Genomic DNA, 12,621 nt, shown 5'->3' on the forward strand with positions numbered 1-12,621 from the left:
GTAGCGCGCGAGGCGACGCTCGCGCGGTGGCTGGGGAGTGGCCGCGAGCTTGCGTCAGCGGAAATAGCGCGCCGGCGTGTCGCCGAACGCATCGCGAAACACCGCGATAAACGACGACACGTCGTTATAGCCGACTTCGAGCGCCACCTGCGTGACGCTCTCACCGGCGCCGAGATGTTCGAGCGCGGCTAGCAGGCGCAACTGCTGGCGCCATTGCCCGAAGGTCTGCCCCGTTTCCTTCGCGAACAGACGCGCGGCCGTGCGCGCGGTCACGCCGGCGGCCGCGGCGAGTTCCTCGAGCACCAGCGATTGCGCGGGATTCGCGCTGAGCGCCTCGGCGATGCGCTGCGCGCGCGGATCGCCCGGCCAGTTCAGGCCGAGCGGCGCGGCGGGCAAGCCGGCGACGCGATCCAGCAGCACCTGCAGCAGACGGCGGGCGGGTTCGTCGGGAGGGTGATCGTGCGGCAGATCGGCCGCGGTGGCGAGCAGCGCCTGCACCAGCGTGTCGGGGATCAGCGCGCCGGTCTGCGTGGGTAGCGGCGCGGGGTCTAAGGCGGGGTCGGCGGTGGCGTCCATCGCGGAACCGGTCGCGACGTAGAGCGAATACAACTGCACGGGCCGCCTCGCGTGCAGGCAGTGCGGCGTATTCGCGGCAATCCACAGCGCGCGGGCGGGCGGCACGACCCAGCGGCCGGACTTCGTGCGCACCGTCAGCACGCCTTCGCTGACGTGAATCAGATGCGCGCGCCGATACGCGCGCCACGGCCCGTCCAGCGTCGCATGGCGCTCGCCGACCACGAAGACCGCTGGCTCGATGCCGTCCGGATCGAAGGCTTCCGTCATGGTGTCTGCTCTGACGCGGGACGTCCGCGAAGGGAGCAAGATTAGCACGCGCGCGGGGCCCGGTTGCGGGGCGGCTTCACACGGTCCGGCAACCTCGAGCGCGGCCCCGCCCGAGACCCGGCTTATCCTGCCCGCCTCACCAACTGCTCCAGCACCGTCCGATACGAGGTCGTCCCGACCACCCGCTCGTTCACGCCATCCTCGAAATCGATCCATCCCGAGTTGAAGCCGTCGAGCATCTCGATCCGCGGCGCGGGCCATTCGGTGCCTTGGGCCTGAAACTGCGCTTGCCACTCCTCGCGCGGCACCGCGCGCGCTTCGACCGGGCGTCCGAGCAGGTCGCCGAGCATCTCGGCGATCTCGCGCTGCGTATAACGCCGCGGCCCCTCGATCTCGATCACGCGTCGCCCCTGCCACGACTGCGTGAGCGTCTGTGCAACGACGTGGCCGATATCCGCTGTCGCGACCATCGGAAACGCGCGGTCGAGCGGCTGCAAAAAGCTCGGCATCACGCCGGATATGCGGGCCGGCGCAATATCCCACAGCGAGTTCTCCATGAACCAGGCCGGCCGCAGGATCGCGGTTGGGATCGACAGACCGGCGAGCGTCTGCTCGAGAATATGCACCTGCGTGATCAGGCCGAGCCCCGTTTCGCGCTGCCCGCCCACCGACGACAACGCCGCCACCCTCCCCGGCCGTGCCTTCGACAGCGCCTCCTTCAGCACCGCGGCCGCCGCATGAGCGTTCGGATAGCCGGGCAGCGGCGCGAAGTTCGGCGCGATCATCACGAACACGCCGGCCGTGCCGCGAAACGCGGCGGTGAGCGCGTCGGCGTCGTCGAACGACGCGATCGCGACTTCGGCGCCGCGCTCGCGCCACGGCGCCGCCTTGCTTTCGTCGCGCAGCACGGCGCGCACCGCGTGCCCCGCGTCGAGTAACGCGCGTGCCGCCGCGCCGCCCACCTGTCCTGTCACACCGGTAATTGCAAACATGCTTCTCTCCTCGATGACGGCGGATGCCGTGATGGGAGGAATTCTCGGTGTGGCGCGGCGATTTCGCGAGAGCGTGGATGTCATTTGTTTAGTGACTTGATGTCATCCGCTCGGCGCGTCGCTTGTCAGAGAACAGGGCCGGCCACAACACGTAAAACGTATTTGCGCCGGCCCCTCGTCCGCTAGCTAAATCTCGTCGTGCGCCTCGCCTGCATCATTTGCCGCGTCATCGAGAAGGTCTGCCGCATCACGACGCGTGAGTCGCTGATTCGGAAGGCCTTCGCGTCGAGCGCCAGAGAGGTGAACAGCTCGTGATCACAGTCATTGATGCGCCGGTAGTCTTCGCCGATATGGAGCAGGACTTCCAGCAGCCTGCGCTGTTGGTGTCTCTCCTGTGCGGTTATGGCCATTGCACCAGCCACCCTGATGCTCTCGTTTATCGTTGTGCTAGTCGAGCAACGCATGCCGCATTGGGCCTGCCTCGCCTGGCCAAGATCGTACAGCCTTCGTCATTCCCTGTCCGCTGGCTTGACCGTCCCCTCCAGCCGATAAAACTCGATCTTGCGATAGAGCGTGCTGCGCGAAACGCCAAGGGCGCGTGCAATGGCTGAACGTTCCGCAGCCTCCAGACTTGCGTTCTCGTCCCGCAGTGAAGGCATGGCCCCGGACATCGAGATGTCATCGAGCAACTCGGCAGGCAAATCGTCGAGCGACACGGCAGTTTGGCTCGACGTCAAAAGCATATAAAGGAGAAGAAAGTAACGAAGCCGTCCTCAGTTGGCGTTCAGGGAGGAAAGCGAGGGGTCATCCGCAGCAGCGAGGTGTCGCAAAATCGGACGCTCACAGAGGATCGACGCTGTGGGATGTCTGAAAATGGGACGCATCGAGTGTGAAGGGCTCGATTGCATGCATGTGGGATGGAGTCGTCGCACAGAGAGTGAAGTGCGCGATGTCAGCCAGAAAGACCGACGCCTGGATAGATCCAGGGCTTGAAAGAGAGTGATGGCAGGGGAAGAAGGATTCGAACCTTCGAATGCCGGAATCAAAATCCGGTGCCTTAGGCCAGCTTGGCGACTCCCCTACGTAGGGGCGAGATCCTACCAGAGGATTCGCAAAGAGCAAAGGGTTCTCGCAGATCCGGTGAGATGGGTTCGCTCAATGGTGATCCACCGGTCGCGGCCTGAGCGGCTCACCTCCCCGGCATTCGAGTGCCGCCCGGTCCCAGCCGCCGAGATCCGCGGCCGCTTGATACGTGCTCTCGAGAAAAGCCAGCAGCGCTTGCTCGGGGTCGTTCGACGTGCGGACGCTTTCGTACGGAAGGATGAATTCGCCAAGCTTGTCGTCGAAATAGGCGCCGCCCGGCTGGGGTGTTGCGTTGGAAAAGCCGTCAGGCGACGGGTAAGCGTAAGAGTAAAACGCCGGGAAAGGTGTCGCCGGTCCCCCCGGCCAGAACCCGGCCGACGATACTTCGTGGCTGTAGGCTTCGCGCGTCACTTCATCGGGTAGCGCTGGAACGCCGCCGGGATGGAGAGGCGCGCGGCGTCCAGAAAAACGCGTCACGGCGAGATCGAAGCTACCCCAGAAAAAATGAACCGGGCTGACCTTGCCGATATAACCGGTACGAAACCGCTCAAGCACACAACAGACCGTGACGAGCGCTCGAAAGAAGCGGCTCACGGCATCGGCGTCGTACGGGCGCGCTGCATGGTCGTCCTCGAACGGCACGGGGTTCGGGATCTCGTTGGGTCGGCCGTGAAACACGGGCTTGCCTCCGAGTTGCGCAACCAGATCCAAAAAGTTCGCGTGGAATTGTGCAACCGACATCGGGGCGAGCGCAAAGTGCGCCTTGCGTCCATCGGCAGCGCTGCCGAGCACGCGATGTTCGAGCAGGTCGAACTCGATCTCCACGCCGCTGGCATCGGGTATAAGCGACGTCGTCAGGCCACGCGCGCTGACGTACAACGTAGCGTGCCACGAATGATTCAGCCATGGGGTTCGGGCGAGCTTGTACTTGCCGGCGATTTGCGTGTAGAGGTGCAACGCGGCGCACGTGTCGCGCCAGGCGTCGTACGGAATATCAGTCCAGTTCGCGCTCATAGCGGCTCCATCACAAATTCGTCTGTGTCATCGCCAAATGACGCGCGCCCTAGTCCTTCAAGGTGCGCTGGTCGCTGAATGACCTTACGCCAGACGCAAAGTCTTGTCACCTGTCGCGCAATCCGGCGGCTACCGGTTGCGCAGGCCTGCTCGCCCACAAGGTTCAGCCGAGCGCGGTCTTATCTGTGCACGCTAAAGTCTGCGGAAAAGACCGCTCTAACGTCCGTCGTTACGTCGCGGTCACCTCCGGAAACCACGGATAAAGTCTGCGGGGACCCAATCGCAGACGCTTAACTACGGAGAATCCAGGAACATAAAGTGTGCGGGAAGCCCTCGGACGGCCGATACGTGAACATAAAAAATCGGACCACATCAAATTCATTTTGCAGCGCAACAACCCGTAGCGACAACCCGGAAGTGGCTGCGCCAACTGCGCCCTGCCACGCTCAAGCTAACGCATCAGGAACCATCACGATGAACAGCGAAACGCACGAAGACGGTTTGACGCGAGCGTCGGTTACGAGGTCATGTGCGGCGTCATCGGCCAGCGCATCGCTCTGCTCGCCGCAGCCATTCACGGCGAATTGCACCGACCGGCACCCGATGCGCAGCGCGTCGAACTGCTCGAATTGCAGCAGGCCAGGCTGCGCCGCATCCGCGACGAAGTGAGGCCCGATGACGCCCGCGCCATCGCGCGGCACATCGCCCATTTCGGCCGGATTGGGCGCGGGAACGACGACCGGCGAACCCGGTATGGCCCACCGCTGGCCGCGCCACACAGCAGCCCTGAAGCATCAGCGTGACTCACTCCAGCGTCGGCAGCACCTGATCGTGCAGGCAGCGCAGCACGTTCATGTCGAGCGCAAGACTTCTCCGGCCACCTGCGCACGTTTCTCAATCTCGGCCAGCAACCCCGCACACTCCGGCCCCGGATCCAGTCCGTCCGCCCCCGTTCGCGCCAGCCTGGCGAGTTCCGAGAATTGGGCACGATAGCTCTCACCGGCGAGCAGTATCAGCGCCACCATGCGCTCAAGCAGGGCCACGCGATCGACAGCGGAAGGAACAGGTGTAATCGAGTCCCACACTGTCCCGCTGCACGGTTTGTGACCTCCGTCCCAAGGCCGAGCCACTTCCCAATCGTTCCGAGCGCAGCGCCAAGTCCCCGGTATTTTCCACCGGCGCGAGTTGAAGCCCTTCAGCCGTGCTCTGCGCCACCTGACCGTCGAACGAATTCGCATACGCTGTCTGATACGGGTCACCGACAGCCTTGATTGCCGGAGCGTTGGGATCGAACGCATATACCGTGCCGTTGATAGCCTGCACATCATTGCCACCGGCCAGCGCGGCCGTCACCGCTGCCTTGCACGCAGGGCTGGTCGAACCCCCTGTTTTGCTCAACGCCGGGGTGCTCGACCGCAACGCCGACGGCACAATAGAATTCCCTTACGATGCCGTGCACGTCGATTTCATGATCACCGCCGCGTCAGTGGTGCTGAACACCACATGGTGCATTTTGTAACGCGCTGCACAGCTTTGCCCGTATGGGCTTCGGGCGATTCGCCGACTCCCGGCACCGACCAGTTACACTTTTTGGTGGTACACCGCAAACCTGTGACCGGTGCGGGTTTGCGGCCGGTTTGCACGCGTTTTGTTACGTGCGTCATGTCTGTGATCATTCAAGGGGAGATTTTGATGACGAACTTCGACGATCAATTGCGCAATTCCACGGTCGCGCTGGCTGAGCGACCATACGACGAGCATCGCGCAATTGCCGATGCGTGGCTCCAGCGCGCGATCGACGGAGTCCGGCAAATGCACCTCAACTGGGACGTGCGCCGCGAAGTCGCGGGACGGCTTTTCTAGCGGTCCGGCATCGGCGCACGGCCGACGACGAAGGAAGCAAATCGAACCGAAGCACCTCGACGCCATAAAGCACAGACCCGGCCCGCGGCCGGGTTCGTCTCTTCGCGGCTGTCCGGGCAATAACCGGCGCGGGCCTTTCCTGCGTTGCGCTCTACTGAAGCCAGAACGGCTTGCCCTCCAGCGCATCGTATTCCGCCAGCGGCTTGTTCTTGTCGCGCGCGAAGCCCGGCAAGTCGGACATCACTACTCGAACCGGCTGGTAAATGTTGAATGCATCCACAAACGATTTTGCCGAGCCGCACGCTTTTCCGAAGTTCTCGAAGTATTTGCTGAACACGTCGGCAAGAGTCGGTTGGTTCGGATTCAGCCAGCTCCGTCCCGGGTCACCCGACAACAATGTATCCCAGTCAACAGCTGAAGCGGCGGGATGCTGTGCAAAGATCTGGCGTGCCTGCTCCATCAGCGCCGCAGCCCTGTCCAGTTCTTCCCGCCGCAAGTAGCGGCGATACAAACGATCGGTTCTTCAGGCAATCGAAGAACAGAATCACATCCGAGCCAGGGCCCAGCTCATATATCGAATGCCCGCCGTCAAATCCAATATGTCTCATTAAGGAATAGCCCTTGGCAGTTCTTCAGCGATACTCGTCGATTTCAATTGTTCCGCCGAGGGCTTCCATCATTGTCTTAATATCCTCCGGCACATCGGGTATCCGATCACCGTCCTCGTTGCTCCAGTAACAGAAGAAGCGCATCCGTGCATCCGCACGCTCAACATGCGCCCTAAGATCCGCACGTGGCAATCCAAGCCGCTCAATCAGATAGCGAAGGTGTGGCTCCAACTGATCGCTCCGGACTACTGCTTTACTTTCCAGCGCCCATAATTCGAGCTTTCCCAAGCGATCACTTAGCCGCCCCGATGGCAATATGTATGGCTGCCCTTTGGTGATCGTCCGACTCGGCGATATTCCAAAGTAGTTTGTCCAAGCAGCCGGAGCAGTACCATCGGACGAAATAATGAAAGTCGCATGAGCAAGCGCATGCGTACTTGCCTTTCGAGTGGCTCGGTTACTGGGCATAGTTGTGCATGTTATCGATAATGTTGCCGTTGAACTCAACGTCTCCGTTGCTGTGGAAAATAACGTTGTCTGAGCTTGCCCCCGAAAAAAGAATCCCTTGCTGAGCGTTTAAACTCAAGCAAGGAGAATCCAGAAGATGAGCAAGACGACGCGGGCGCGCTACACGCTCGAATTCAAGCTGGAAGCGGTTCGGCTGGTCAAAGCCGGTCAGAGCGTCGCGGCAGTGGCCGCCACGCTGGCCGTGCCGGCGCAGTCGATTTCCAACTGGTTCAAGGCTGAGCAGGAAGGCAAGCTTGGCGGAGCAGGCACGAAGCCGGTAAGCCCGGAGCAGATGGAGTTGTCGAGACTTCGTGCGGAAGTGGCGCGGCTGAAGATGGAGCGCGACATCCTAAAAAAGGCCTGTGCGTACTTCGCGAAGGACTCGACGTGAAGTACGCGTTCATCGAACGCAATCGCCGTCACTGGCCGATTTCGGTGCTATGCGAAGTACTCGATGTGAGCCCCAGCGGCTTTCATCAGCGACGGCAACGTGTCGCTCGGAACAAGCCGCACCGAGGCCGCGTGAGCAGCGACGCACTGCTGGCGCACATCAAGGCGATTCACGCGGAGGTCAAGGGCGAATACGGCTGGCCGCGCATGTGGAAAGAGCTGGTTGCGCGCGGCGTACGCGTTGGCAAGGAGCGAGTTCGCAAACTGATGGCGCAGCATGGTATCCGCGCACGGCACAAGCGCAAGTACATCGCGACGACGAACTCGAACCACAACCTGCCGGTCGCGCCGAACCTGTTGGAGCGCAACTTCACGGCGACAGCGCCGAATCAGGTCTGGACGAGCGACATCACGTATGTGGCGACGGCCGAAGGCTGGCTGTATCTGGCGGTCATAATCGACCTGTTCAGCCGGCAAGTGGTGGGCTGGTCGATGCAGCCGCATATGAAGGCCGAACTGGTCACGGATGCACTGCGCATGGCATGGTTCCGGCGCCGCCCCGAAGCCGGCGTGATTGTGCATAGCGACCGTGGCAGCCAGTATTGCAGCGGACTCTTCCAGGACACGCTCAAGGCGTACGGCATGCGCTCGTCAATGAGCCGGCGTGGCGATTGTTGGGATAATGCGCCGACCGAAAGCCTGTGGGGTTCGCTGAAGGTCGCACGACTGCACGGTCGGCACTTCGCGACGCGGCGTGCTGCGATGGATGAAATCGTTGACTGGCTTGTTTTCTACAATGCCCGCCGACTGCATTCGACATTGGACTATGTCAGCCCCATGACGTTCGAGAAGATTTGGGCCGCTGCTCAGCGGGGGCAAGCGGCCTGATGACTTCAGCCATGGGATTCGTGAAACAGGGGCAAGGTCAGTCGGCTGGTCCCAATCCGTTTGCCGGCTTGAGCACATGTAGCATGTCGCCAAACGTCTGGTAGTCGTATCCCAACATCTTCGCTGCAAATCGCGGATTTTTAGTAGAGGTCGCGTTATTCAGCGACTCATTCTCAGCCGCCGTCGCCCCTGCTTGCGCATTCTGGCCCGCAAGCCCCGCCGTCAAGCGACCGAGCAACGTCGAGACGCCTACGATTGCCGCGCGCTGGTCAGTCGTCAGATTGTTAGACCCACCGGCCTGGTCTACCAGGAACGGCGCCACAATCGCGCTCGTCGCCCCGCCAATCGCCCCGATCACACATTCTCGACGCGCGCGTACTTCTCCATCGGATATTCGGGTTCGAAGGGTCCGAACGCCTTCGCTACGTTAACCGCCAACGTGTGGGGATACACGCCCGCTACTACAATCAGTTCGCCTCCCCGAGAGCCACGAATTACTAGACCGGACTCGCACACAACGCCGTCATCATTCAACACTAACTTTGCGACGGTGCATTTACCGTGCATATCGTCCGGCAAGTCGATGACTGCGTCGTCCCCTCCATTTTCGGCCAGTGGCTCAAACTCCAACACGCCATGCTCAACACGCTCTGCAACGTCGTACATGCGACACCGTACCCGTATGCCCGTACCATCGGAACGCCACAACTTGACCGATATTGGTCGTCCATGTGCGGCAAACACCAACGAAAGACGCACAAAACCACCGCTTAGCTGTTCGCCCAAGGAGTCAATTTGGTGCAAAGCAAAATTCAGGTGTTTCAAGATAGCTCTCTAGTAATGCAGCGTTTCATGCGGCTTCGAACCGTTCGCGGGAATGTCGATGCGGGCTCCGCTTCCGTTTTTTCCAGGACGGTAAGCAATCCCATTGGGGCCAATTAAAGTGCCGGGCGGATAGCCGCTGTCTGCTGGCGCAGGGCTACTCTTACCTCCGGTCAGCTTGTTGAAATCTTGCAGCGCGTCTCCCGTGCCACCATTCGCCGGGCTGAGAGGACCGCTGATATTACGGTTTACTCTTTGCCCGCTTTTACTGTCTTGTTCACCGACCAGACCCGTCGGTAAGTCGGGAGCGGTAGACGAATCGCCAGATACGGAGGTTCCTTCTTGGGTGCCTGCACTTCCAGTATCTCCACTATTAAGCGTCACGCCGCCATGTGACCCAAGCCAATCTAACCACGATCCGATAGCTCCGCCCACGGCGGCGCCTACGGTAGCACCGCCAGCCACCTCGGCCGGCGTCGCAACGACATTTAAACCGCCTGTCGCAGCGTCCACAACAACTGATCCCGCGACCGCTGCACCACCGCCGACCGCTGCCCCCACTGCGGCCAACGCGCGACCACACGAGTTATGGTCGCAGAAGTTATTCAGTGTCTCATTCTGTGCCGCCGTCATTGCCCCTTGAAAGTTGAACCCGAGCGCGCCGGCCACGCTGCCGCTTACGAACGTTTCAATACTTGCCAAGGCCCCGGGCGAGAGGGTGCCGCTGCTGTTTATGATTGGGTTCAGCCCGGCCGACACGGCCCCGCCAATCGCCCCGCCAGCGCAACCCGTTCCCTCCGCAGCGGATGCCGCGCACCCCAATGCCGCTTATCTTTGCCCTGACGCGCCCGCGTTCAGCACAACATGCAAACCCCAGACGCGGCGCGGCTTCGCCAGCGGCCGCCGCCTGGATGCAGTCCTACGATCAAGTTTTTTGCCCCAGACGCGGTTTTTCAGCCCACACCCCGAAGCGCCTTAAAGAACGATGCGTGCGCATCTTCACGCGCGCGGATGGGCCAACTTTAACCAGGTTGGGTCAATCAGACTGTCAAGGTTTGTGAAGCCGTCAACCGGGCGGGCTCCGGGTAACGGCAATGCCAGATGTAGAAACGCCAGCCCGCAGGCTGGCGTTCGATCTCATGATTTGTGTTAACACAAACCGTTTTCCATCGCCGGATAGGCTTGCGCCGGTTTTCTGGCCCACGTTGAGGCCCGCCCTTACTCGCCGCGCTCTTCCTGCACCTCGTCATCAAGCGCAGCAAGCAGGCAGGCCGCGCCGTCAGGCGCTACCGGCCAGCAGGCTCATCGGCCTGCGCCTGGACATCAGGATCGGTGGCAAACGCATCGGCGCTATGCTCCTCGTCCGATCGCCCCAGCCGCGCCGGGTGTGTCGCCGTGTGGATATCCTTCAGCGCACGGATACTGACCTGGGTGTAGATTTCTGTCGTCTTCAGGTCAGCGTGCCCCAGCATCGCCTGCACATAGCGGATGTCCGCGCCGTTCTCCAGCATCTGCGTGGCCATCGCGTGACGGAACAGGTGGCAACTGCCGATCTTGCCCAGCCCCGCCGCGACGATCGTTTTCGACACCACGGTCGAGAGCCGGTTGCCCCTGGCTCTCGATCAGCCGCCGCAGCGATACCTCGCTTTTCAGCCGCTCCAGCTCATCCTTCGCGATCGGGATCGTCGGCATCGTGTTTCGGGCCTCCGCTAAAAACCTGTCAAGGGGGTTTTCGTAAAAATAACTCGCCAGCAGTATACGTCATTATGACGTATACTCGACGCCAATTTGCAAACCTCGGGGTATCGTTATGGCAATCCTCATGTTCGAAGCACTGCCTGACGCCATGCCAGCCTTACCGATCACCGACGACGATCGCGCTTTTTTTGTCGCCTTGGGCGAACGTATGGCGCGCTTCCGCAAGGAACGAAGCATCACGCAGGCGCAGATCGCACAAACCCTCGGACTCACGCAACAGACCTACCAGTCGTATGAGGTTGGTCGCCGACGCCTGCCGGTTTCGCTCCTGCCTGCCATCGCCCGCGCCCTGTCCGTTTCGCTGGATGACCTGTTCGGGGAATCGGAGAACGCCGCGCGCAGCAAGCGCGGTCCTGCGCCGAAGTGGCAGAAGCAGATCGAAACCATCGCGCAACTGCCGAAGGCCAAGCAGCAGTTCATCGCCCAGATGCTCGACGCCGTGCTGGCACAGGCCCAGCACTGACCCGGCCGCAACACTGACGGCTAAAGAACAAACCCCGGCGCTCAGGCCGGGGTTTGGGGGTGGCTTTTCTTTTTTTAAAACATACAAGCAAACTCATGCCGTACCCGGTACGCGCCATGCCAACGTGCAATTCCGTTTTTTAAGACTCTCAATGTAAACAGCAACAGCCTCCGGGGCGTCCGTCGAATACAAATAGAGCTTTCTTAACGTCTTCTCTCTCGGACGCTGCTGCTGTGGAAGCTGCTTTTCCCCAATAAGCTCAGTCTTGTTGTGATCGTCGAGAATGGTGCTCAATCGATCCCGGATGGCTGGCATATTCGTCCGCAATGTTTCGACTTTTGCCGCCAGCGGCAATGAAGCAGGCAACACGGCATTCAATGCGCCGATGAAGCGAGCTTCATCGAACGGCAGGCCAGTATCCCCTGCCAATTCGAGCTCTCGCCTGATCGCGGCCACGTCCCGCTGTTTGAGATAGATATCAAACTGCCCTCGCGCATGGGCCCCATAGAGCGTCAATTCAAGCATGTGCCGGGTATTCTGCAGAAACACAAGCAGGCGGTCATTTGTGGCCGTATCGTCAGGATCAAAGAACATCATGAACAGGAATCGGCCGCGGCCATTACGCACTTCAAACGCGATCGTCGGCTCATTACGGGCCATGGCCTCAGACCATACGCCGAACAGGCCGTTCAGCGATAAAGGAGTTCCCATCGGGCTTCATTCTCCGCAGTCAAGTTTAAATTTCAGATTCCCGATGTCCAGCAGTCGCATTGCCCGAATTACGGCAAACCGCGCGGCACCGACTGCTGGACAAACGAAGCTGGATACCACGCGAACCATCGTGCAACACCTCGTCCATTTCGGCCAGATGGTGCGCGAGTACAACGACGGACGAACCGGTGCGACGAACCCGGCACCGCGTCCACGCTGAACACCGCATGGTGCAATTTGCACCACGCCGCAAAGCCTTGCTACGCCTGGGTTTCAGGCCGTCAACCGTTTCCAGCATCGGCAAGTTACACTTTTCCGTGCACCGCCGCAAACCCAATACCGGCAAGGCTGGCAGCCCGATCCGCACGCGTTTTGTTACGTGCGTCATGTCTGTGTACTACTACAAGGGGATCTCGATGACGAACCGCGACCAGCAATTGCGCAATTCCACGGCCGCGCCGGCCGACCGGCTCCACGACGATCATCGCGTCATTGTCGATGCGTGGCTCCGGCGCGCGATCGATGGAATCCGGCAGATGCACCTCGACGAGGATGAAGCGCCCCGGGTTTTCCGGAGACCGTTTTGCTTGCGTCATGCCACAGTGACAGACTCAGCGAGATTTGCATAGTAAGCGGCTTCTGCCTCGGCAGGTGGAATGTTGCCGATGGGGCCGAAGAG

The 12,621-nt window shown here is 61.0% G+C and carries 19 protein-coding genes and 1 tRNA gene; 5 read left to right on the top strand and 15 right to left on the bottom strand.

Features of this window, described 5'->3' with window-relative positions; translation table 11 throughout:
- Window positions 1-54: 54 nt before the first annotated feature.
- The 6 genes from VSR82_RS35705 to VSR82_RS35730 all read right to left on the bottom strand — a co-directional run bounded on the left by VSR82_RS35705 (window position 55) and on the right by VSR82_RS35730 (window position 3,932).
- Window positions 55-843 carry an AraC family transcriptional regulator gene (locus VSR82_RS35705; protein WP_429455630.1) on the bottom strand — a complete coding sequence of 263 codons (789 nt, stop codon included), beginning with the start codon at window positions 841-843 and terminating at the stop codon, window positions 55-57.
- 122 nt (window positions 844-965) lie between these two features.
- The gene (locus VSR82_RS35710) at window positions 966-1,835 is read right to left on the bottom strand and encodes an NmrA family NAD(P)-binding protein (RefSeq protein WP_429455631.1); all 870 of its coding nucleotides are present in this window, start codon (window positions 1,833-1,835) and stop codon (window positions 966-968) included.
- 182 nt (window positions 1,836-2,017) lie between these two features.
- On the bottom strand, window positions 2,018-2,245 hold the full coding sequence (locus VSR82_RS35715) for a hypothetical protein (RefSeq protein WP_429455632.1): 228 nt from the start codon (window positions 2,243-2,245) through the stop codon (window positions 2,018-2,020).
- A 99-nt stretch (window positions 2,246-2,344) separates the two neighbouring features.
- Window positions 2,345-2,551: a helix-turn-helix domain-containing protein gene (locus VSR82_RS35720; RefSeq protein ID WP_429455633.1), complete on the bottom strand. Its 207-nt coding sequence runs from the start codon at window positions 2,549-2,551 to the stop codon at window positions 2,345-2,347.
- Between the two features lie 287 nt (window positions 2,552-2,838).
- A tRNA-Gln gene (locus VSR82_RS35725) sits at window positions 2,839-2,916 on the bottom strand.
- Between the two features lie 74 nt (window positions 2,917-2,990).
- On the bottom strand, window positions 2,991-3,932 hold the full coding sequence (locus tag VSR82_RS35730; RefSeq protein WP_368583682.1) for a DUF5996 family protein: 942 nt from the start codon (window positions 3,930-3,932) through the stop codon (window positions 2,991-2,993).
- A 527-nt stretch (window positions 3,933-4,459) separates the two neighbouring features.
- Here VSR82_RS35730 and VSR82_RS35735 point away from each other — a divergent pair.
- Window positions 4,460-4,735 (top strand): hypothetical protein, encoded by a 276-nt coding sequence (locus VSR82_RS35735; protein WP_429455634.1) that lies wholly within the window; start codon window positions 4,460-4,462, stop codon window positions 4,733-4,735.
- 48 nt (window positions 4,736-4,783) lie between these two features.
- On the opposite strand, the gene VSR82_RS35740 is transcribed toward VSR82_RS35735, so the two are convergent.
- Complete coding sequence (locus VSR82_RS35740; protein WP_429455635.1) at window positions 4,784-5,017, bottom strand: hypothetical protein; 234 nt, start codon at window positions 5,015-5,017, stop codon at window positions 4,784-4,786.
- 197 nt (window positions 5,018-5,214) lie between these two features.
- Here VSR82_RS35740 and VSR82_RS35745 point away from each other — a divergent pair, with 197 nt between their 5' ends.
- On the top strand, window positions 5,215-5,451 hold the full coding sequence (locus VSR82_RS35745) for a hypothetical protein (protein ID WP_429455636.1): 237 nt from the start codon (window positions 5,215-5,217) through the stop codon (window positions 5,449-5,451).
- Entirely contained in the window at window positions 5,436-5,795 is a 360-nt protein-coding gene (locus VSR82_RS35750) for a hypothetical protein (RefSeq protein ID WP_498858524.1), read from the top strand. Before VSR82_RS35745 ends, VSR82_RS35750 begins: the two co-directional genes overlap by 16 nt.
- A 151-nt stretch (window positions 5,796-5,946) precedes the next feature.
- Here VSR82_RS35750 and VSR82_RS35755 read toward each other — a convergent pair whose 3' ends face one another.
- Both VSR82_RS35755 and VSR82_RS35760 read right to left on the bottom strand, forming a co-directional pair.
- Complete coding sequence (locus VSR82_RS35755; protein WP_429455638.1) at window positions 5,947-6,306, bottom strand: hypothetical protein; 360 nt, start codon at window positions 6,304-6,306, stop codon at window positions 5,947-5,949.
- A 121-nt stretch (window positions 6,307-6,427) separates the two neighbouring features.
- On the bottom strand, window positions 6,428-6,871 hold the full coding sequence (locus tag VSR82_RS35760) for a DUF4279 domain-containing protein (protein ID WP_429455639.1): 444 nt from the start codon (window positions 6,869-6,871) through the stop codon (window positions 6,428-6,430).
- A gap of 136 nt (window positions 6,872-7,007) precedes the next feature.
- On the opposite strand from VSR82_RS35760, the gene VSR82_RS35765 reads away from it, so the two are divergent.
- Window positions 7,008-8,188 (top strand): IS3 family transposase gene (locus tag VSR82_RS35765; RefSeq protein ID WP_498858525.1). Its coding sequence is split into 2 segments (ribosomal slippage): window positions 7,008-7,272 and window positions 7,272-8,188, totalling 1,182 coding nucleotides; the frame shifts between segments, so codons are not numbered across the junction.
- Between the two features lie 37 nt (window positions 8,189-8,225).
- Here the strand turns inward: VSR82_RS35765 and VSR82_RS35770 are convergent.
- The 4 genes from VSR82_RS35770 to VSR82_RS35785 form a co-directional block, all read right to left on the bottom strand.
- On the bottom strand, window positions 8,226-8,546 hold the full coding sequence (locus VSR82_RS35770) for a VENN motif pre-toxin domain-containing protein (protein WP_429455640.1): 321 nt from the start codon (window positions 8,544-8,546) through the stop codon (window positions 8,226-8,228).
- Window positions 8,543-9,013, bottom strand: coding sequence for a hypothetical protein (locus tag VSR82_RS35775; RefSeq protein ID WP_429455641.1), 471 nt, complete (start codon window positions 9,011-9,013; stop codon window positions 8,543-8,545). Before VSR82_RS35775 ends, VSR82_RS35770 begins: the two co-directional genes overlap by 4 nt.
- Before the next feature lie 9 nt (window positions 9,014-9,022).
- Complete coding sequence (locus VSR82_RS35780) at window positions 9,023-9,769, bottom strand: hypothetical protein (RefSeq protein ID WP_498858526.1); 747 nt, start codon at window positions 9,767-9,769, stop codon at window positions 9,023-9,025.
- A 527-nt stretch (window positions 9,770-10,296) separates the two neighbouring features.
- On the bottom strand, window positions 10,297-10,602 hold the full coding sequence (locus VSR82_RS35785) for a tyrosine-type recombinase/integrase (RefSeq protein WP_429455643.1): 306 nt from the start codon (window positions 10,600-10,602) through the stop codon (window positions 10,297-10,299).
- 230 nt (window positions 10,603-10,832) lie between these two features.
- Between VSR82_RS35785 and VSR82_RS35790 the strand changes: the two genes are divergently transcribed.
- On the top strand, window positions 10,833-11,231 hold the full coding sequence (locus tag VSR82_RS35790) for a helix-turn-helix domain-containing protein (protein ID WP_429455644.1): 399 nt from the start codon (window positions 10,833-10,835) through the stop codon (window positions 11,229-11,231).
- Between the two features lie 93 nt (window positions 11,232-11,324).
- On the opposite strand, the gene VSR82_RS35795 is transcribed toward VSR82_RS35790, so the two are convergent.
- On the bottom strand, window positions 11,325-11,942 hold the full coding sequence (locus tag VSR82_RS35795) for a hypothetical protein (protein ID WP_429455645.1): 618 nt from the start codon (window positions 11,940-11,942) through the stop codon (window positions 11,325-11,327).
- A gap of 305 nt (window positions 11,943-12,247) precedes the next feature.
- Complete coding sequence (locus tag VSR82_RS35800) at window positions 12,248-12,538, bottom strand: hypothetical protein (protein WP_429455646.1); 291 nt, start codon at window positions 12,536-12,538, stop codon at window positions 12,248-12,250.
- Window positions 12,539-12,621: the final 83 nt, after the last annotated feature.

Source organism: Burkholderia sp. JPY481 (assembly GCF_038900515.1).
Lineage (GTDB): Bacteria > Pseudomonadota > Gammaproteobacteria > Burkholderiales > Burkholderiaceae > Paraburkholderia > Paraburkholderia youngii.

Bases quoted from the DNA above. Each gene is read 5' to 3' on its own strand.
- VSR82_RS35705 (WP_429455630.1), bottom strand. From the start codon at position 843: ATGACGGAAGCCTTCGATCCGGACGGCATCGAGCCAGCGGTCTTCGTG.
- VSR82_RS35710 (WP_429455631.1), bottom strand. From the start codon at position 1,835: ATGTTTGCAATTACCGGTGTGACAGGACAGGTGGGCGGCGCGGCGGCA.
- VSR82_RS35715 (WP_429455632.1), bottom strand. From the start codon at position 2,245: ATGGCCATAACCGCACAGGAGAGACACCAACAGCGCAGGCTGCTGGAA.
- VSR82_RS35730 (WP_368583682.1), bottom strand. From the start codon at position 3,932: ATGAGCGCGAACTGGACTGATATTCCGTACGACGCCTGGCGCGACACG.
- VSR82_RS35735 (WP_429455634.1), top strand. From the start codon at position 4,460: ATGTGCGGCGTCATCGGCCAGCGCATCGCTCTGCTCGCCGCAGCCATT.
- VSR82_RS35750 (WP_498858524.1), top strand. From the start codon at position 5,436: ATGGTGCATTTTGTAACGCGCTGCACAGCTTTGCCCGTATGGGCTTCG.
- VSR82_RS35760 (WP_429455639.1), bottom strand. From the start codon at position 6,871: ATGCCCAGTAACCGAGCCACTCGAAAGGCAAGTACGCATGCGCTTGCT.
- VSR82_RS35790 (WP_429455644.1), top strand. From the start codon at position 10,833: ATGTTCGAAGCACTGCCTGACGCCATGCCAGCCTTACCGATCACCGAC.
- VSR82_RS35795 (WP_429455645.1), bottom strand. From the start codon at position 11,942: ATGGGAACTCCTTTATCGCTGAACGGCCTGTTCGGCGTATGGTCTGAG.
- VSR82_RS35800 (WP_429455646.1), bottom strand. From the start codon at position 12,538: ATGACGCAAGCAAAACGGTCTCCGGAAAACCCGGGGCGCTTCATCCTC.